This window comes from Cohnella sp. CFH 77786 (assembly GCF_019400745.1).
Taxonomy (GTDB): domain Bacteria; phylum Bacillota; class Bacilli; order Paenibacillales; family Paenibacillaceae; genus Cohnella.
The window spans coordinates 239,843-259,403 of record NZ_WJIB01000005.1; the positions used below are offsets into that span (position 1 = coordinate 239,843).

Annotated in this window: 19 protein-coding genes; 12 read left to right on the forward strand and 7 right to left on the reverse strand. The window is 54.9% G+C overall.

Annotated elements, in window-relative coordinates; translation table 11 throughout:
• The first annotated feature begins 30 nt into the window (after positions 1-30).
• From zwf to GE107_RS10215, 6 genes are all read left to right on the forward strand, one after another.
• Positions 31-1,557, forward strand: coding sequence for a glucose-6-phosphate dehydrogenase (zwf, locus tag GE107_RS10190; protein WP_219639576.1), 1,527 nt, complete (start codon positions 31-33; stop codon positions 1,555-1,557).
• Positions 1,541-3,529: a transketolase gene (tkt, locus tag GE107_RS10195; protein ID WP_219639827.1), complete on the forward strand. Its 1,989-nt coding sequence runs from the start codon at positions 1,541-1,543 to the stop codon at positions 3,527-3,529. Before zwf ends, tkt begins: the two co-directional genes overlap by 17 nt.
• A gap of 35 nt (positions 3,530-3,564) precedes the next feature.
• Positions 3,565-4,230 carry a fructose-6-phosphate aldolase gene (gene fsa, locus GE107_RS10200; RefSeq protein WP_219639577.1) on the forward strand — a complete coding sequence of 222 codons (666 nt, stop codon included), beginning with the start codon at positions 3,565-3,567 and terminating at the stop codon, positions 4,228-4,230.
• A gap of 18 nt (positions 4,231-4,248) precedes the next feature.
• Positions 4,249-5,664: an NADP-dependent phosphogluconate dehydrogenase gene (gene gndA / locus GE107_RS10205; RefSeq protein WP_219639579.1), complete on the forward strand. Its 1,416-nt coding sequence runs from the start codon at positions 4,249-4,251 to the stop codon at positions 5,662-5,664.
• A gap of 331 nt (positions 5,665-5,995) precedes the next feature.
• Positions 5,996-6,487: a DUF4183 domain-containing protein gene (locus GE107_RS10210; RefSeq protein ID WP_219639581.1), complete on the forward strand. Its 492-nt coding sequence runs from the start codon at positions 5,996-5,998 to the stop codon at positions 6,485-6,487.
• A gap of 121 nt (positions 6,488-6,608) precedes the next feature.
• Positions 6,609-6,893, forward strand: coding sequence for a DUF4183 domain-containing protein (locus GE107_RS10215; RefSeq protein WP_219639582.1), 285 nt, complete (start codon positions 6,609-6,611; stop codon positions 6,891-6,893).
• An 82-nt stretch (positions 6,894-6,975) separates the two neighbouring features.
• Here the strand turns inward: GE107_RS10215 and GE107_RS10220 are convergent, their stop codons facing one another.
• Together GE107_RS10220 and GE107_RS10225 are read right to left on the reverse strand one after the other, a co-directional pair.
• On the reverse strand, positions 6,976-8,994 hold the full coding sequence (locus GE107_RS10220) for an ATP-binding protein (protein WP_219639584.1): 2,019 nt from the start codon (positions 8,992-8,994) through the stop codon (positions 6,976-6,978).
• A gap of 323 nt (positions 8,995-9,317) precedes the next feature.
• Complete coding sequence (locus GE107_RS10225; protein ID WP_219639586.1) at positions 9,318-9,965, reverse strand: metal-dependent hydrolase; 648 nt, start codon at positions 9,963-9,965, stop codon at positions 9,318-9,320.
• 171 nt (positions 9,966-10,136) lie between these two features.
• On the opposite strand from GE107_RS10225, the gene GE107_RS10230 reads away from it, so the two are divergent.
• From GE107_RS10230 to GE107_RS10240, 3 genes are all read left to right on the forward strand, one after another.
• Positions 10,137-11,369 (forward strand): MerR family transcriptional regulator, encoded by a 1,233-nt coding sequence (locus GE107_RS10230; RefSeq protein WP_219639588.1) that lies wholly within the window; start codon positions 10,137-10,139, stop codon positions 11,367-11,369.
• A gap of 41 nt (positions 11,370-11,410) precedes the next feature.
• A complete protein-coding gene (gene nudK, locus GE107_RS10235) occupies positions 11,411-12,364 on the forward strand; it encodes a GDP-mannose pyrophosphatase NudK (RefSeq protein ID WP_219639590.1) in 954 nt (317 codons plus the stop codon).
• A gap of 112 nt (positions 12,365-12,476) precedes the next feature.
• The gene (locus GE107_RS10240) at positions 12,477-12,842 is read left to right on the forward strand and encodes a DUF4180 domain-containing protein (protein WP_219639591.1); all 366 of its coding nucleotides are present in this window, start codon (positions 12,477-12,479) and stop codon (positions 12,840-12,842) included.
• 115 nt (positions 12,843-12,957) lie between these two features.
• Here GE107_RS10240 and GE107_RS10245 read toward each other — a convergent pair whose 3' ends face one another.
• From GE107_RS10245 to GE107_RS10260, 4 genes are all read right to left on the reverse strand, one after another.
• Positions 12,958-13,161: a hypothetical protein gene (locus tag GE107_RS10245; RefSeq protein WP_219639592.1), complete on the reverse strand. Its 204-nt coding sequence runs from the start codon at positions 13,159-13,161 to the stop codon at positions 12,958-12,960.
• A 125-nt stretch (positions 13,162-13,286) separates the two neighbouring features.
• On the reverse strand, positions 13,287-14,918 hold the full coding sequence (locus GE107_RS10250; protein WP_219639593.1) for a GMC family oxidoreductase: 1,632 nt from the start codon (positions 14,916-14,918) through the stop codon (positions 13,287-13,289).
• The gene (locus tag GE107_RS10255) at positions 14,908-15,516 is read right to left on the reverse strand and encodes a gluconate 2-dehydrogenase subunit 3 family protein (protein ID WP_219639595.1); all 609 of its coding nucleotides are present in this window, start codon (positions 15,514-15,516) and stop codon (positions 14,908-14,910) included. Before GE107_RS10255 ends, GE107_RS10250 begins: the two co-directional genes overlap by 11 nt.
• A gap of 5 nt (positions 15,517-15,521) precedes the next feature.
• A complete protein-coding gene (locus tag GE107_RS10260) occupies positions 15,522-15,926 on the reverse strand; it encodes a hypothetical protein (RefSeq protein WP_219639596.1) in 405 nt (134 codons plus the stop codon).
• Positions 15,927-16,049: 123 nt separating this feature from the next.
• Here GE107_RS10260 and GE107_RS10265 point away from each other — a divergent pair, with 123 nt between their 5' ends.
• From GE107_RS10265 to GE107_RS10275, 3 genes are read left to right on the forward strand one after another with little or no spacing between them, the layout of a single operon-like run.
• A complete protein-coding gene (locus GE107_RS10265; protein WP_219639597.1) occupies positions 16,050-17,657 on the forward strand; it encodes a thiamine pyrophosphate-binding protein in 1,608 nt (535 codons plus the stop codon).
• 16 nt (positions 17,658-17,673) lie between these two features.
• Positions 17,674-18,549 carry an SDR family oxidoreductase gene (locus GE107_RS10270; protein ID WP_219639598.1) on the forward strand — a complete coding sequence of 292 codons (876 nt, stop codon included), beginning with the start codon at positions 17,674-17,676 and terminating at the stop codon, positions 18,547-18,549.
• Between the two features lie 56 nt (positions 18,550-18,605).
• Positions 18,606-19,004 (forward strand): YkvA family protein, encoded by a 399-nt coding sequence (locus tag GE107_RS10275; protein WP_219639599.1) that lies wholly within the window; start codon positions 18,606-18,608, stop codon positions 19,002-19,004.
• A gap of 73 nt (positions 19,005-19,077) precedes the next feature.
• Here the strand turns inward: GE107_RS10275 and GE107_RS10280 are convergent, their stop codons facing one another.
• A complete protein-coding gene (locus GE107_RS10280; RefSeq protein ID WP_219639600.1) occupies positions 19,078-19,509 on the reverse strand; it encodes a DUF1259 domain-containing protein in 432 nt (143 codons plus the stop codon).
• Positions 19,510-19,561: the final 52 nt, after the last annotated feature.

The following is a 19,561-nucleotide window of genomic DNA, read 5'->3' on the forward strand; positions in this document are numbered from 1 at the left end:
ACCAGAGCTTGACAGGAAGGAGCAGAGAAGATGGAGCCGAACACGTTTGTGTTGTTTGGAGCGACAGGGGATTTGGCCAAAAGGAAAATCTACCCTGCGTTGTATAACTTATTCGTCGACCGGAAGCTTCCGGAGGCATTCTCCTTGATCGGACTTGGCAGAAGAGAATTGACGGACGAGACGTTCCAGGCGAACGTCGAACAGTCGATTCGCACCTTCTCCAGGCGCAAAGCGAACGACCCCGTTTTGATGCGGCAATTCTTAAGCTATTTCCGATACTGCGTCCTTGACATAGGCCGCAAGGAAGATTACGAAAAGCTGCTGCAGCTTGTCGAAAAGCGTGAAGAAGAGCTTCGCATGGCGCCGAACCGGCTGTTTTATTTGTCCGTGGGTCCCGAATTTTTCGAACCGATCGCGGCGAACATCCAGGCAAGCGGTCTTGGCTCCGCGAACGGCTGGAAACGCCTCGTGATCGAGAAGCCATTCGGACACGATCTTGAGTCCGCTCGGGATTTGAACCGGAAGCTGAGCGAGTCCTTCACGGAGCATGAAATTTTCCGGATCGACCATTACCTCGGCAAGCCGATGGTGCAGAAGCTCGAAATTCTGCAGCAAGCGAATCCGGTGCTTCACGCTTTATGGACCAACCGCTACATCGCCAACGTGCAAATTACCGCGAACGAAACGGTGGGTGTCGAAGAACGCGCCGGTTATTATGATCGCGCAGGCGCGGTCCGCGACATGTTCCAGAACCACATGCTGCAGCTCTTGATGATGCTGGCGATCCATCTGCCGCATAACAGCGGTTCGGACATGGTGCGGCTGAAGAAGAAAAAGGTGATGGAAGCCCTCGAGCCGCTGTCCAAACAAGAGGTCGGCGCGAGCGTGGTGCGCGGGCAGTACAAAGCCGGCTCCATCCAAGGCAAGCCGGTCGCCGCCTATACGTCCGAACCCGGGATTCCGGAAGGCTCCATGAACGATACGTTTATCGCGGCCAAATTGCGCATCGACGATTTCTTCTGGCGGGGAGTGCCTTTCTATATCCGCACGGGCAAGCGAATGAAGGAGAAGTCGACCCGCATCGTGATCGAGTTCAAGGAGCCGGTCAAGCAATCCCCGCCGGCTTCTGACGATACCAAAACGCCGAATCTGCTCGTATTCGAGATCGCTCCGAATGAAAGCATCACGCTGCAGCTTAATACGAGAGATCCGAAGCACAAGGGGGAGATCAAGCCCATTCAGATCGACTTCCAGGAAAATCGGGACGACGTGCCCGAGGCTTACGAGAATCTGATTTACGATGCTTTGCAAGGAGACCCCACGTTCTTCGCGCATTGGGACGAAGTCGAGCTGTCCTGGCAATGGGTTCAGCCCGTTCTGGATGCCTTCGAAGAGAATTCCGTACCGCTGCACCTGTACGAAGCGGGATCGTACGGACCTGCCGAATCCGACGCGTTGCTGGCGGAGGACGGCTTCCACTGGTGGTTTGACGACAAGTCTGAAAAAGAAACCGAAGTCACGGAAGGAGAACAATATGCCTATCACGCGAACCATTGAACAATTGGCGATCGATACGATCCGCACCCTGTCCATCGATGCGATCAACGCCGCCAACTCCGGTCATCCCGGCCTGCCCATGGGGGCGGCGCCGATGGCTTACACCCTGTGGACCCAATTCATGAATCATAATCCCGGCCATTCCAAGTGGTTCAACCGAGACCGCTTCGTTCTATCCGCGGGTCACGGCTCGGCTTTGCTGTACAGCCTGCTGCATCTGTCCGGATACCAAGTATCGCTGGAGGATTTGAAACAATTCCGCAAGCTGAACAGCAGAACGCCCGGCCATCCCGAATATGGCCACACGGATGGGGTAGAAGCGACGACGGGACCGCTGGGCCAAGGGATCGCGACGGCGGTCGGCATGGCGATGGCAGAAGCGCATCTCGCCTCGAAGTTCAATCAAGACGGATTCCCGGTCGTCGACCACTACACGTACGCGCTCGTCGGCGACGGCTGCTTGATGGAAGGGATCTCCTACGAGGCGATGTCCATGGCCGGACATATGAAGCTCGGCAAGCTGATCGTCCTGTACGATTCCAACGATATTTCGCTGGACGGGGCGCTGAACCTCTCCTTCGGGGAAAACGCCCAAAAAAGAGCGGAATCGGCGAATTGGCAGTACCTGCGCGTTGAGGACGGCAATGATATCGCGCAAATCGCCAAGGCGATCGCGGCGGCCAAGCAGAACGTTTCGCAGCCGACGCTGATCGAAATCCGCACGATTATCGGCTACGGCAGCAAGGTCGCGGGAACGAACAAAGCCCACGGCGCTCCGCTCGGCAAAGAAGAAGCCAAATCGACCAAGCAAGCTTACGGCTGGCAATACGAAGAAGAGTTCACCGTACCGGAGGAAGTCAAAGCCCATTTCGAGCAGCTGAAGCAGCAGGGCAAGGCCAAAGAGGAAGCGTGGAACCGATTGTTCGCGTCCTATCAAGCCCAATATCCTGCCCTCGGCAAGGAGCTCGGGCAAGCGATCGAAGGCTCCGTATCGCTTGCTGTCTCGGATATCCTGACGTTCGACCCTTCCAAATCCGTATCCACCCGCGTCGCAAGCGGAGAAGCGATCAATCATTACGTGAAAACCGTGCCTTCGATCTTCGGCGGCAGCGCGGATTTGTCGCACTCGACGATGACGGACATCAAGGGCGAGCAAAAATTTGCCGTCGAATCCTACGCAGGCCGGAACGTCTACTTCGGCGTCCGCGAGCATGCGATGGGAGCGGCCGGCAATGGCATGGCGCTCCATGGCGGCGTCAAACCGTTCGTCAGCACCTTCTTCGTCTTCTGCGATTACTTGCGTCCTTCGATCCGGCTGGCCGCGTTGCAGAAACTGCCCGTGATTTACGTGTTCACCCACGATTCCATCGCCGTCGGGGAAGACGGACCTACGCATGAGCCCGTCGAACATCTGGCTGCGCTGCGCACGATTCCGGGACTCACGGTGATCCGGCCGACGGATGCCAACGAGACGGCAAACGCATGGGCATATGCCTTGCAGCAGAAGGAAGGTCCGGTGGCCCTCGTGCTGAGCAGACAGAATCTCCCTGTCTACGAAGCGACCAAAGCCAATCTGGACGGAGTCGCCAAAGGCGCTTATGTGCTGACGGAAACCAACGATCGGCCGGACGTCATCCTGATTGCAACCGGCTCCGAGGTTTCCCTCGCCGTCGGCGCGAAAGCGGAGCTGGAGCGCGAGAATCTCTCCGTACGCGTGGTCGCGATGCCGAGCCGGGAGCTGTTCGATTGCCAGCCGGAAGCCTACAAGCAGTCCGTTCTTCCCGACTCCGTCACGAAGCGCGTAGCCATGGAAGCCGGCATCTCGTTGGGCTGGGAACGCTACGCGGGACCGGGCGGCAAGGTGCTGTCGATCGATACGTTCGGCGCTTCGGGTCCGGGTGGCGAAGTGATGGAATACTTCGGATTTTCCGTTAACAATGTTGTTCGACTGGCGAAAGAATTGCTGAAATAATCCAATTACATTTCTATAAACGGAGGGAATTATCCATGAAATTTTTCATCGATACCGCCAACCTGGCAGACATCAAAAAAGCTTATAAAATCGGCGTCCTGTCCGGCGTCACGACGAATCCGTCGCTGGTCGCCAAAGAAGGCGTGAAGTTCGAAGACCGCATCGCCGAGATTCTGCGCGAAGTGCCCGAGGTGGAATCCGTATCCGCCGAAGTCACGCCGGACGCGGTAACGGCCGAAGACATGATCGCCCAAGCGAACGAACTGATCAAGATCAATAACGGGGACCCGAACATCACGATCAAGCTCCCGATGACGCTCGCAGGCTTGGAGGCTTGCCGTTACCTGAGCAAAAAAGGCGTGAAAACGAACGTCACGTTGATCTTCACCGTCAACCAAGCGCTGTTGGCCGCTCGTGCGGGCGCCACCTACGTTTCTCCGTTCCTCGGCCGCCTGGACGACATTTCGGAAGACGGCGTCCTCCTCGTGACGAAAGTCGCCGAACTGTTCCGGACGCACAACCTGGATACGCAAATCATCGCCGCGTCCGTTCGGCATCCGGACCACGTGACCCGCGTCGCGATGGCGGGCGCGCATATCGCCACGGTTCCGTTTGCCGTCATCGAACAAATCTCCAAGCATCCGCTTACGGATCAAGGGATCGAGAAATTCGCCGCCGACTGGAGCAAAGCGGTTCGCTAATCGCAAGGAGGGATTACTGTGGGGAAACAGCAAATCGGCGTCGTCGGCTTGGCCGTCATGGGGAAAAACCTGGCCTTGAACATCGAGAGCAAAGGATTCTCGGTATCCGTATTCAACCGTTCGCCGGATAAAACGAAAGAGCTAGTCGCGGAATCGCAAGGCAAGAATCTGATCGGCACCTACAGCGTGGAGGAATTCGTCGAGTCGCTGGAGTCGCCGCGCAAAATCCTGATCATGGTCAAAGCCGGGCAGCCGACGGACGATACGATCAATCAGCTCGTGCCGCACCTGAGCCCGGGGGATATTCTGATCGACGGCGGCAACGCCTTCTTCCCGGACACGCAGAGAAGAAACAAAGAGCTGCAAGCCCTGGGATTCCGTTTCATCGGCGCGGGCGTTTCCGGCGGGGAAGAGGGCGCGCTGAAAGGGCCGGCCATCATGCCAGGCGGGCAGAAAGACGCCTATGAAGCAGTGGAGCCGATCTTGACCGCGATCTCGGCGAAAGTGAACGGCGATCCTTGCTCGACCTACATCGGACCGGACGGCGCCGGCCATTATGTCAAAATGGTGCATAACGGCATCGAATACGGAGACATGCAGCTGATTTGCGAAGCGTACCAGTTGCTGAAAGACGTGTTGAACGTCAACGCCAGCCAGCTGCACGAGATTTTCTCCGAATGGAACAAGGGCGAGCTCGACAGCTATCTGATCGAAATCACGGCCGATATCTTCTCGAAGACAGATCCTCAAACGGGCAAGCCGATGGTCGATGTCATCCTCGATTCGGCAGGACAGAAAGGAACCGGCAAATGGACCAGCCAAAGCGCGCTTGATCTGGGCGTTCCGTTGTCCATCATTACCGAATCCGTCTTCGCCCGGTTCCTCTCCGCCATGAAAGAGGAACGCACGGTGGCGAGCAAACGGCTCAAAGGACCGGCCGCTTCCGGTTATGACGGCGATCCGAGAGAATTCATCGAGGCTGTCCGCAAAGCTTTGTACGCCAGCAAGATCGCTTCTTACGCCCAAGGCTTCGCCCAAATGAGAGCCGCTTCCGACGCCTACGGATGGAACTTGAACTACGGCTCCATCGCGATGATCTTCCGCGGGGGATGCATTATCCGCGCAAGGTTCCTGCAGAATATCAAAGACGCGTACGATCGGGACCCTGCGCTCAAGAACCTCTTCCTGGACGAATATTTCGGCGGCATCGTCGACCAATATCAGGAAGCTTGGAGAAAAGTCATCTCGATCGCCGTAAGCCGCGGAATTCCGGTTCCCTCTTTCTCCTCCGCTTTGGCTTATTACGACAGCTATCGCACGGAGAGACTGCCGGCGAATTTGCTGCAAGCGCAGAGGGATTATTTCGGGGCGCATACGTTCGAACGGATCGACCAGCAAGGAAGCTTTCATTTCCAATGGACGGACAGCGAATAATAAATATAGAAAACAAACAGACCTGGCCTCGGAAGAGGACCAGGTCTGTTTGTCGTTGTGCATTCCCCGTCGCTTCAGCAAAGATTCGTACGTGCCGTTGGTTATCCATCCACTCTCCGCAAATACGGACAGAATATAAGTATTCCATACGGTTGCAACCATAAGGAGAGTGATGGGCCCTTTGAATGGTCGGAAACAAAGGCGAGTCGCTCCGCGTAAACGAAATCGGAAAATCGGCAAGCGGGAGCGAAAACAAGCATGTCCGAAGAAACGAACGAAAACGGGAAGTATGCTTCAAACTTTCCGAAGAAAAAGACGGTCGGCATGTCGGTTGAAACGATGGTTTCTTGTCACGGGTACGGTCGGACCGAAAGGTTATCGTGGAGATCCCGGACCGGTTGGCGCTCCGGGGATGCCGGGACTGCAAGGCGTCCAAGGGTTATCTGGACCTCAAGGACCGGAAGGTCCGCCGGGGCCGCAAGGATTGCCGGGGAGCGCCATCGTCCCTGAAGTCGTGATTACGCCGACGGTATTTCGATATTTCTATTCCCCCGAAACCGATCTCGATTTATCGGTACCTTCAACGATACCCGCGAGCCAATTCGCGGACGATACGCAAAGCGTCACCTCCGAATTCGAAGGAATCGGCCCGAACGGTTACTACAACCTTTATATTAATGGCATGATCCAGCCCCTCTACTCGTATGCCGTCAGTCCGACCGAATTGTCTTTAGCGGGGCAGATCGGTACGATCTATGCCGGTACGCCAATCATGCTTGAATTCGTACAACTCACGGCACTGGTTGTATCCAAGATAGGCTGAAGGAAGATCATCTCCGCCAACTACATGCGAGAACAGCCTTTTTTGCCTTCGAAGGATGGCTTGGCCCTCACGCCTTAAGCAACGAACGCATTAATGGGAAGTGAAAGAGAGGTGAGAAACAATGCCAATCGTAACTCCCTATCAAAATAGCAGAAGATTTACTTCTACGATCGGAGCGGGAACGGGGACGGGCGCTGCATACGCAATCGCGGCTACCGCGTTTACCAACGATGCCGGCGCCGCCGCGACGGCGTTTCCGGCATCGTACAACTACTACAATCTCTATTTGAACGGAATCTTGCAAACGGCCGATACCTCTTCGGTAACGACGGCTTCGATCAGCATTCCGGGCGGCGATGTATTGGATCCCGGAACTCCGGTAATCGTTCAGTTCGTCGTCTCTTAAGGAGGCCATGCTTTTTATCTTTATCAGGCAGAAGCGGATACGCTGTTGCCCGGCTCCCATGAATGTGGGGCTGTTTTTTTTGTCAATTCCGGGCGGCAGGCAGCCGGATTTCGACGGTGGTGCCCTGACCCGGTTTACTGTCGAACGATATCGATCCTCTGTGGTTGGCGATAATCCGCTTCGAGACCATGAGTCCGAGACCGGTTCCGTTCTCTTTGCTCGTGAAGAAAGGATCCCCAAGGCGGTTCAGCGCTTCTTGGGGGATTCCGAATCCATGATCGGCGACACGAACGACGACACGGCCGGTCGTCTCGCCAAGCAGCCCGATCGTCACGGTGCCGCCTCCGGGCATCGCTTCGATCGCGTTTTTGATCACGTTGATGAACACCTGCTTCAGCTGGTTGATCTCGCCGTGAACGGGCGGCACTTCCGGAGCGAACGCCATGTTGAACGTTACATTGTGCAAGATGGCTTGTGGCTGCAAAAACGCTCCGATATCCTCCAAGATCGACTTGAGATCCGCCGCTTGAAAATGACCCGCCTGCGGTTTGGACAAGACGAGAAACTCGCTGACGATGAGGTTGATCCGGTCCAGTTCGGAGAGCATCAGCTCCAAAGAGTCTTCCCGCACCGTGACGCCATTCATCTGAAGTTGAACGAATCCCTTGAGCGTCGTCAGCGGATTGCGGATTTCGTGAGCGACGCCGGCAGCCAATTGGCCGATGACGGACAGCTTTTCCGATTGCCGCAATGCTTCTTCGGCTTGTTTGCGCGCGGTGATGTTCCGGCTAATCGAAGCGATGGCGACGACGGCGTCCTTGTGGTCCCGGATCGGGGAGATCGTGATGCTGACGTCGATCAACTGCCCGTTCTTCGTGTTACGGATCGTCTCGTAATCCGTCACGGATTCTTTGCGGCAGATGGTCGTCAAGATTTCCTCGTATTCCCGCTCCAGCCATCCGGGTACGTTCATCAACGGCTTGCCTAACGTTTCCTCCGCGCTCCAGCCGTACATCGTTTCGAAAGCGCGGTTCATTTGCAGCACGTTGCCTTGCAAGTCCATGACATGGATGGCGTCGGACGTATGGTTCACGAAGGACTCCAAATATTTGCGGGTGCTGCGGAGTTCCTCCGAAGCATCCTTGAGCTTGACCCGATAACTGCCGAGCTGGCGAAAAACGATCAGCATGATGGACGCCGCGAATCCCCCCATGACGGCGCTCAGCTGATTCTGTTGCAGGAGCAAGATCGCCAGCAGAATCAGAATCGTCGCATAGGGGAGGGCCAGTCGCAGCGCTCCATCGTAAGTTTTGCGCCGCGCTTCGTTTTTCCCTTCCGAGATTCGGCTGACGAAACCTCCATAGGCGATCAGGAGCAAAGCGAACGTATAAAACGGATCGATGATCGCGTAGATCCATTCGTTCTCGGTTGCGAAAGGAGAATAATAAACGGAATCCGCGGCGATTTGCAGGATCATGCCGATAATGAAATAAAGCATCGCTTTCTTGTCCCGGACCTTATCCAGCACCCAATACAGACAGAGCGCGCCGAAGAGCAGGGCCAGATCGCTTGCATTATAGGCGAGGGAGACGAGCGCTGCGGACCTGACGCCGCCGGTCTGCAGGAAGATCGGCTTGATGATGAACTCCCAGCTAAGGCTGACGGCCACGGTCATGATGATGGCGATGTCGAACAGCGGGGTGGAACTGAGCCGGTTGTCGCGCGGGACGATTTTCAGAATAAACGCGAAGACGAAAAACGATGCGGACAGCAAGTAAAAAAAGTCCGGCGAACCCGGGTATGGGACTTCCATATCGCACAGCGCTTCTTGCACGAACCATATCGCATCTCCGATAAAATAAAGCGAGGCCCCGTACGTCACGTATCGCCAGAAACGTTTTTCCGACGGCTCGCAGGCTCGGCTGCACCGAGTCAACCAGACCGCGGCAGCGAGGGAGCCGAGCGCGGCGAATGTGTCGTCGCCGACCTCCCAAAGGCGGGATTCTACGGGAAAAGAGAGATTCCAAGCGTAAAAGGCGATCATATAAAGCACGATTGCAGCGAAGATTGTCCGAAAGTCCCGTTTGATGCGCAACCGCATAAGAGGCCTTCTTTCGATAAAAAGTTGACAAGATTATACCATAATCAACTTTTTTCGTAATCTAAAGGCGATATACATGCGCAGCATCAGAGAGAAGATATACCCACGTCATCGCAAACTTCCCGGCCGAGCCCCCAAAACTTTAGAACCATTTCCAATGAAAATATAGACTTATGATTACGGCTGGTTTATATTCATATTAGGAAAGACGAAAATACCTCGTATCAATTGAAATGCTCCATAGAACGAACAAATCTTCCCGAATGATCAAGACGCTTCCATCGGAAGCGTCTTTTTGATGCAAACGGGCTTCATTCGATCGGTTATCTGGGGATGAGTTTGATGGATTTCTTGATGAGCGGATAGAAACATTTGACGCCTTGGGGGGTCAGGGAGTCCGCGAGAAGATGGGAAGCGTACCCTGCAATCGCGGTGGCCATAATGCCATCGATCTTAAGCTGGTATTGCAGCTCCCAACCGATTTGCCCCCATAGGACAAGCGCCCAGACCGTATGCGTCATCCCCCGGTGCTTGAGCCAAGGAACCCAGGCGACGAAAGCGCCGAGCTCCAGAAGCCAAGTTTGGTGCGTTTGCCAACCGGCGTAAAGAAGGCCGATCCCGATCAGACTGACGAGCGCGTTTCTGATCGTGCCCTGCGAGGTGACGAGGCCCAGCAACAGGATCGTGACGGAGATCGCGGCGAATGACGGGTAAAACCGGTCCTCGGTTACATACAAATACGAATTTGCGAAGACAAGGAGCAATCCGATCCAGAGACCCGAGCCGCGAAGCCAACGGGATACTTGCCCCAGCTTGCCGTTTAACAGGCTGGTACCGTCCAAATCGGCAGCCAAGGCCGAGAAAGTCGAGACGGATAGATAGAGAGCTGCGTGTTCCGGTTGAAACGGGAAGAACAACGCTGCGGCAGTCCCGATGGCCGCGCCAATGGCAAGATGCGTAGAACCTTTCATAATTCCCTCCATGACTGACGAAGAAGTTCGGCATTAGGCAAACATATGTTTGCACGTTGCTTAGTCAGTATACACGGACTTAGGTGGAGGAAACAACCTCGGATTCGAACAGCTGGGTAATTAACCATATAAAATATTACAATGACTTGTCAAATTACAAGGGGGGTAACCATGCAATCCGGAAAGCGGAATGGAGAAGATTTCACGACGGGCCAGCTCGCCAAACAGACCGGTCTGACCCTAAGAACGTTAAGATACTACGATCAAATCGGGTTATTGAAGCCTTCCGGTTACGGCCCATCGTCCCAGCGGTTGTATAATCGGACGGATGTGATCAAATTGCAGAAAATCCAAACCTTGAAGCATATCGGCTTATCGCTTAACGACATTAAGAAAATCGTAGAGGATAGCCGAATCCAGGAACAGGATCTGCGCAGTTCGTTAAGCATGCAAAGGGAGATCCTGTTGCAGAAGGCGGCTGATCTGCAGTTCGTACTCAAAGCGATCCATGAAGCGATGGTGAAATTAATGCCTGCCAGGGAAGAAGACGTAGATTGGAAGGCATTGACAGAGCTCATTCATGCGGTACATATCGAGAAGGATTGGGTGGAACAGTACCGTACGGCAAACCGGCTGCAAACGAGGATCGAACTCTACGATCAATGCGGCGTGAACGAACAAGGGTGGCATCGATGGTTTTTCGAACAATTAGAAAGCAGCCCGAATCTCAAGGTTCTGGAACTCGGTTGCGGTGACGGGACTTTGTGGGCGAAAAATGCGAACCGAATCCCCGAATCGTGGAAAATCACGCTCTCCGATCTATCGCCCGGCATGCTTGAGGAAGCTCGAACCCATCTCCGCGATGCGACAGGGTGCATCCGGTTCATGATCGCCGACGTTCAGTCGATTCCGTTTCACGACGAAGAATTCGACATGGTGATCGCCAATCATATGTTGTATCATGTGCCGGATATTCCAAGGGCGCTCTCCGAAATCTACCGCGTGATGAAACCAAATGCCTATTTCTATGCATCCGCCATGAGCAGGGCTCACTTGCGGGAAATCGAAGAAATCGCGCAAGCCTTCGATCCCGAGATCAAGGTGCTGGATCCGATCATGGAACGATTCGAGCTTGACCACGGCCATGAATTGCTGGCCAAGGAATTCACGGATGTGAAAACCGTCAGATATGAAGATCACTTGATCGTAAACGACGTCCGTCTGCTGATCAATTATATGACCTCCACGCCCATGAATGCGAGAAGCAAACTGTCCGGAGCCAAGCTGAAGTCTTTCGTCTCATTTCTTCAAAACAAGCTGAACCTCGAAGGAAGCATCCGGATCACCTCGGACTCCGGTTTTTTCCGTGCTCGAAAATCCGTGCTTGCAGGTAACGTAACGTAACCCCGTATACTGAAATCCATGACGAAGGAGGGAGAACCAGTTTGAATCCGAAGATTCGAATCGTGAACGAGGAAATTCTATCCGACAACTGGTATGTGCTGAAGAAAATCACTTACATGAGCGAAGCGAAGGACGGCTCTTGGGTAAGCCAGTCCAGGGAATCATACGACCGCGGGAACGGGGCGACGATCCTTCTCTATAATCGGGAAAGGCAAACCGTCATTTTGACGCGGCAGTTCCGGATTCCCACGTATCTGAACGGGAACGAGTCGGGAATGTTGATTGAAGCTTGTGCCGGCTTGTTGGACAAGGAGAGCGCGGAAGACAGCATCCGCCGGGAAGCGGAAGAGGAGACGGGGTACAGGGTCGACAACGTGCGGAAAATCGGCGAAGCGTATATGTCGCCAGGCTCCGTAACGGAGATTCTGCATTTTTTCGTGGCGGAGTACACGCCAGCCATGAAGGTGGGAGAAGGCGGCGGGGTCGAGGACGAGCAGGAACATATCGAAGTGCTGGAATACCCCTTGCAACAGGCCTTGAAGATGATCGAAAACGGGGAAATCAAAGACGCGAAAACGATCATGCTGCTCCAATACGCTCTTCTGAGCCGCCTGCTTGATCCTGTTTGCGAACAACAGCAAATCCTCATTGCCGGACCTTATCGATCGGGGACCGGGGACGATCCGGAACGGATACGTCGAAACATGGATTTCATGAACGAAATTGCGTTTCAGGTATACGAGGCAGGTCACTTGCCGGTGCTTGGCGAATGGTACGCCCTTCCTCTGATCGAGAAAGCAGGATCGAAGAAGATCGGAGACGAGATCTTTAACCGCATTTTCCATCCCTCCTCCCTTCGGCTCTTGAAGCATTGCGATGCGGTTCTTCGCGTGGGAGGCCCGTCTCAAGGCGCGGATGAAATGGTGAGGGTTGCGACGGAAATGGGCAAAATCGTTTATCGGGATCTTCAGGATATTCCTCGATACATTTCATAAACAACCGTATCTAGAGGGAAGCCGAGCGTCAGCGGCTTCCCTTTCCCGTTTGACAACAAGAAAAAATTATGGTAATATATGGATCTTGTGATACTTCCTGAGGAGGGATTTCTTGAAGATCACGAAGATCGATAAAGGCGGAGGGACGATTGCCGTGGTGAGCGGCAGCGAAATCGTCATCGGAGACGTGCAGTCCGCATTGGATCTGATAGCAACCGCAAGCTATGAGACAGGCTGCGATCGGATCGTCATTCCCAAATCCCTGATCAGCGAGAATTTTTTCGATTTGAAAACGGGCTTAGCAGGCGAAATCTTGCAGAAGTTCATCAATTATCGTGTGAAGATTGCCATTGTAGGGGATTTATCCGCCCACCCGAGTCAAAGCCTTCGGGATTTCATCTATGAAAGCAACAACGGAAAAGATATCTATTTCTTGCCGACGGAACAACAAGCAATAGATAAGTTGAGTGAGTTCTAATGATTGCCAGGAAGCGGGAGGAAGACGCCAGGGGCTGCGGAGCGACTTGCCGCCCCCTTGCAGCCACCCGACTTTTGGAAATCGACGATCTAGGCTTTCGTCATGCCAGGTCTTCTTACGATTGAACGTGCTCTTTCGCTTTTTTCAAGGAAATGCCCGTATGCCGCACCAAATCGATTAAAGAAGCCCCCGGGTTGTTGACGAGAAAAGCTTTGACCCTGCGGCTGTCCGCCAGATGCTGCTGAAAGCAATCGGGGCAGAGCGCTTCCGCGTTGCGCAATTGCAGCTTTCCGCAGCCTCTGCAATTGGATAAGTTCATCGATGATCGCCCCTTTTACTTGACTATGGATCGCGGTGATCGGCTCGTCTTGCTCTCGATGGGTATTTCCATACTCATTCGAAACCGATCAAGCTTTTCGGGGGGTGCAGCGTCAACTTTTCGCTTCAGAGCGCTTGTTGTTTCATCTGTTCGACGATATAGTCGGCGGTACGCGCGGCAAGCGCCATCACCGTATTCGTCGGATTGCCGCCGCCGGAGGTGACGAAGAGACTGGCGCCGCCGATGAACAGGTTCGGAATGTCGTGGGTTTGGCCGAAGCTGTTCGTCACGGACGTGTCCGGATTGTTGCCCATGCGGCATCCGCCCATCAAATGGGCCGTATCGTCGGTGACGAACGCCGGCGTGCCGCCGGCCGCTTCGATAATCTCGTTCATCTTGGCCACGGCATGGGCGATCAATCGTTTATCATTACTGCCGTAGCTAAATGAGACGTGGGCCAAGGGCATGCCGTATTCGTCCTTCTCCTCCGCAAGCTTGACGCAGTTGGCCGGATCGGGCAGCACTTCGCCGACCAGCGTCACCCTGCCATAGAAGTTGTAGTCCACCATGGCTTGGCGCAATTCGGAACCCCACAGCTTCGCATTCTTGGAGATCCCCTTGGCCATTTCTACCGGACGCGATCCATGAGCATGCAGCGTGTAGCCGCGCGCAAACCCTCGATTCAGATTGGTTTCGTAGAAATCCTGCGTGGTGGCCAAGACCGGCGTGCCTTTGTACAGACGGATTTCTTCCGGAAATTTGCCGTACACGTCGTTGCTGCTGTGCGGCATGATCGCCTTGCCTACCCAACCGCTGGAATTGGCCAATCCGTCAGGGAAGCGGGCATTGGCCGAATGCAGCAGCAATCGGGGCGTTTCCACGACATAACTCGCCAGAATGACGATGCGCGCTTTCTGTTCGTACGCGTGCCCCTCGTGCACGAATGTCACGCCGGTCACCCGGCCATCCTCGTTCGTCAGAATTTGCGTTACCATGCTGTCGGAGATCACTTCGGCGCCCAGCTGGATCGCCTTCGGGATATGGTGGATCAAGGTGCTGAACTTCGCGTTCGGCATACATCCTTGATTGCAGAACCCCCGGTTGATGCAAGGGGGGCGTCCGTCGAACGGCGCGGAATTGATGGCGAGGGGAGCAACTACGCTGCGTATGCCGAGCTTCTCGCAGCCGACGCGAAACATTTCGGCGTTGGCGCTGAGGGGCTCGCGTTCCGGATACGGATAGGGTCCGCGATAGGAACCCCACGGAAAATGCTTCGGACCGGATACGGCGATGTCTTTTTCGATTTTGTCGTAATAAGGCGCCAGATCCTGATAGGCGATCGGCCAATCCTCCCCGACGCCGTCCTCCGTTTGCGTTCGAAAATCGCTTTCATGAAAACGCAGGAACACGCCCGTAAAATGGGTCGTTCCCCCGCCGACGCCTCTGCCGGAATTGTTGTGGCCGAGCTGCAGCGGGTCGTTTCCGCTGACGATCCGCGTGTCTTGCCAGCCCAGATGGGTCATCGACAGCTCGTCGCTGGCGAAATCCGTTTGCGGATTCCAGAACGGGCCGGCTTCGATGACCACCACCTTCAATCCCGCCTTGCTGAGCTCGTAAGCCAGCACGCCTCCTGCCGCTCCGGCTCCCACGATACAGACATCCGCCTCTTTTTGATACTTTCTATGGTTCAGATTCCCGCTTCGATGATCACGGTAATGATCCGCATGATGCGTAACCTTATCTTTGCTATTGGCCATTTCGCCTTGCCTCCCACGGATCGGTTAACCCCATCTCCGAACGAACGTACCCGCGCGGATAGGCGGGACCGGCGTAGCCGATTTCCGACCAGACAGCCGGATGCGAATAATAAGCCGCCACGGCCTGCTCCAAGATCTTGTCGATCCACTCCTTAACCGGGATAATTTGGTTCCCCGATTGCATAAAGACGTTGTCCTGCATGAGCTGGCCAAACGCCAGTTGTTGATCCGTTTCCTTCAAGTTTAGGAACTCCCCGCCGTACCGCTCGCCACAGAATCGATCGAACCAGGCCAAGCCGTCCCGGAGGAGAACGGTCATCCTCGGCACACCGATTTTGCGCTGGGACTCGCCTATTCCGGCCTGCAAGACGGAATCGAAATGATGAACGACATAGGAAATGACGGGATGGCGATCATCGCCAAGGAGGAACGAGCACAACCGAAATAACGTCTCTCCCTCCTGCTGGGTAAGAAAGCGATAAGGAAGGAACAATTCCGTCTTTACGCGTTTCGTGACGATTTCCCGGGTATGCGGATCCCAATGCTCCTCTTGCCGCAGAACGTCGAAATCAGGATAATGCGTCTGATATTCCGGCATGAGCGTTACCTCCAATATAATGCGATTAGCCCGAGCAGACTGATGGCGGAAATCAGGGCGGGCAGCGTAAGCGGGGGGCCGATCATGAAATTGCGCAGCTCGAATCCGCCGACTCGTTCCCCGACTCCTTGAACATGCATATAGGAACCGTAAGCGCCGGCCGCGATTCCGACGGAGAGCAGCACGGTCAGCGCGCTTACCAGCCATGCTGCGTGATAGAAAGCAAAAAGAATCAAACCGAGACCGAACACCGGCGTCGCGATCACGGGGATCCACATGGACCAATGCCGGAAATTCTGACGGTAATGAAATAACGTCACTTGGACGAAAATGACCAGAAACAGCAAGCCCAACGCGAATATCATCACCCGGTCGAGTGTCCAACCGTTCCAACCCAATGCGCTCACCATCCGCTTATCCTGATTTGGTTGCCATACGGATCAGTATTCCTGGGAATGGATATCCATATGCAAGAATAGTCCATAACCGGAAAAGCCACCCTAGATCAAAATGGATCGGAGGGAGCCCAGCAGATGCCGACCGTCTCCGAAGCCATCCTGGAACAGCTCCGTTTATGGGGAGTCAAACGAATATACGGGGTCGTCGGAGACGCGATATTCGGATGGATGGATGCCATCGCCAAGCAGAACGAGATTCGGTTTATTTCGGTCAAACACGAGTCGGTTGCCGCCATGATGGCATCGGCAGAAGCCAAATGCACGGGAAAACTCGGCGTCTGCGCCGCGCAGATGGGGCCGGGCCTCGCGAATTTGTTGAACGGTTTGGGCGACGCTTATCTGGACGGTTGTCCTGTTCTTGCGATTACTGGACAAGCCCCTCTAAGCCAAATCGGCACGAGTTACAAGCAATTCATCAACCAGCAGGAGCTTGTCCGCGCATTGACGGGATATACGCAATTGGTCGTTCATCCCGAAGCGGTTATGCCTGCGTTGTCGACGGCGATTCAAACTTCGATGGCGATGGAGACAGTATCGCATCTGACCCTTCCGGCAGATCTCTTCACGATGCCGATTCGGAGCCGGCCATACGAACCGATCGTCCCATCGGGCGGCGTGCCGTGCCGGGAACGGGTTCAACAAGCGCTTGGCATCATGCGGCAGGCTAAACGTCCCATGATGTTGATTGGCAACCAAGCAAGACCCGCGGCGGCGGAGATGATGCGATTGGCCGAAATTTGGGGGTGCGGGATTGCCTTCGCGTACGGGGCCAAGGGAGTCGTCCCCGATGATTTTCCGTTCGGATTGGGAGGGCTCGGCGAAGGCGGAAACCCGTATCTTCCGGGGCGCTTCAGGGAAGCGGATGCCGTGCTGGCGATCGGAACCTCCTGGTGGCCGGAAAGCGACACCCCGTCGGAGGCGCGAGTAATCCGCATTGTCCGGCATGAGCAGGAGCTAGGGATCGGCATACCCGCGGAATGCGGCCTCGTCGGGGACATCCGGAAGATCCTGGACCAGCTCGCGATACCGATGCAGCGCGAACGTTCGGACCCCGCGTGGGTCCTTCAAATCGAACAATGCAAGCGGACTTGGGAAGATCAAAACGAAGCGGAAGGGAAGGTTCCGGGGTTCCCGCTTCATCCTTCCCGAATCGTTCGAGCGATCGAGAAACGGGTTTCGCCCGATGCGATCATCGCTTTGGACGAAGGCGACTCCACGTTGTGGTTTCTCCGCAACTTCCGCGCCAAGCATCAGCACGTCCTTCTGTCCGGCCGCTGGAGAACGATGGGATTCGGTCTTCCCGCAGCCATGGCTTCAAAATTCTGTTATCCGGACCGGCAGGTGCTCTGTCTGACGGGGGACGGCGGCTTGGGCATGGTGATGGCCGATCTGTTGACGGCCGCGCGGTATCGGCTGCCGATCGCGGTGATCGTCTTCCGTAACGATACCTTGCAAATGGAACGCAACAAGATGGAGAAGAAGGGACTGCGTCCGGAAGGAACGGATATCGTCAACCCGGATTATGTAAAGCTAGCGGAATCCTGCGGATGGGACGGCCTCCGGGTGCAATCCCCGGAGAAACTGGAAGAGGCGCTGCAGACGTCTTTGACGAGCGTTCGCCCCGTGCTGCTGGATGTCCCTGCGGCTCAGGCGGTGTACCCCGGCTACCCGAAAACGAATTAAGGAGAAGATCAAGGTGATGTCAACTTTATCGCAAACCGCGCCAATGCCGCCTTTTCCCCCTCAGCATCAAGATCAACAGCCCGGAATCGAGTCGCGGATGACGCCAAGGCCGGAGTTCGATGATTCCCGCTACTCCGGGAGCGGGAAACTGCAGGACAAGGTCGCGATCATTACCGGGGGAGACAGCGGGCAAGGACGCGCGATCGCGGTGGCTTTCGCCAAGGAAGGCGCAGACGTCTCCATCGTCTATTTGAATGAGCACTCGGATGCGGAAGAGACGAAACAAGCCGTGGAACGGAAGGGGAGGCGTTGTCTGTGCATCGCGGGAGACGTTGGTGAGGAGGATTTCTGCAGGCACGCCGTAGAACAGACCGTAATGGAATACGGCAGATTGGACATCCTCGTGAACAATGCGGCGGAGCAGCATGTGCAGAATCGGCTGGAAGATATCACGGCCGAGCAAATGGAAAAAACGTTCCGAACCAATTTCTACTCCGTTTTCTACTTCACCCAAGCCGCACTGCCGCACCTCAGACCCGGGAGCACGATCATCAATGCCGCATCTCTGACCGCCTATGAGGGGAACGAGCAGCTGATGGATTATTCCGCCACCAAGGGGGCCATCGTCGCCTTTACGCGATCCCTCTCCAAATCGTTGCTCCCCCGTGGAATTCGAGTAAACGGAGTTTGCCCCGGGAACATCTGGACACCCCTGATTCCCGCTTCGTTTCCCGCGGAACAGGTCGCCCAATGGGGGGCCAGAACCCCCATGCAACGGGCGGGTCAACCCCGCGAGATCGCACCGGCCTATGTGTTTCTCGCCTCGGAGGACTCGTCATATATGTCCGGGCATTTCCTGCACCTGAACGGAGGAATCGTGATAAACGGATAACAGCCGCTTGCAAATGTGAGCTATACTGGAGTCAGATCACTTTGATGAGGTGCAAGATGAGCGACTCCCGTACGTTTGACAAGTTGCAAAGAAAGGCGCGCGAAATCAAACGGAATCTTTTCGTCCTGTTCCTGGCCTATCAAGATCCGAGAGTATCCTGGTTCGCCAAATGTATTGCGGTATGCGTCGTAGCCTATGCGTTCAGCCCCATTGACTTGATCCCCGATTTCATCCCCGTCTTGGGATACTTGGACGATCTGATCTTGGTTCCCCTGGGCATCGCTCTGGCTTTAAGAATGATACCGCCTGCCGTTATTGAAGAATGCCGAGCCAAAGCCGAAGAAATCCGTTCGGGCGGAAAACCGAAAAACTGGATCGCGGGCGCACTCATCGTTGCCGTCTGGCTTCTGTTAGGATTCTGGCTCGGAACCGAGCTTTACGAGGCTTTCAGATAGGCGGAAATCCTTCACAGCGGAATCGAAGGATAAAACACGAAGAGTCGGCTGAAGCGGCCGACTCTTCTCTTTGTTACTTTTTGAGAATGATCCGAGGACGAACGATCTTGGTCGTCAAGACATCCAAAGCATCCCTTGCTTCCCGGGCAAAAGTTAACGGACGCTCTTTTTTTTCGAAATGAATGTACCAAATATTCGGATTCGTGAACAGCCAATGGTTGTGCAGAGCCGTCACCAGAATGCCATGCTCACGCAGTTTCGTAATAAAACGGTTGATCTCGCCGGTCAGAATCACGGTTTCTCCCAGACATAAAGCTTTCCCGTCCCGACCTATGCTTTCGAAGGAGAATGCTTGAGGAATGGCCAGAAACGACTTGGAAGGCTTGCCTAAAATCGTCGGCTTGATGTTGTTTCTGACTCTTGAAGCCGTGCATACCCCGTTGATCACCATAGGTTGAGCTCCAAGAATGGCGGCGAATTTCCGGCAAAGCGGGCTTACTCCCATGCTTCATCCTCCCTGTGATGATAATCCATCCAACTTATGTGGAAAGCATAGC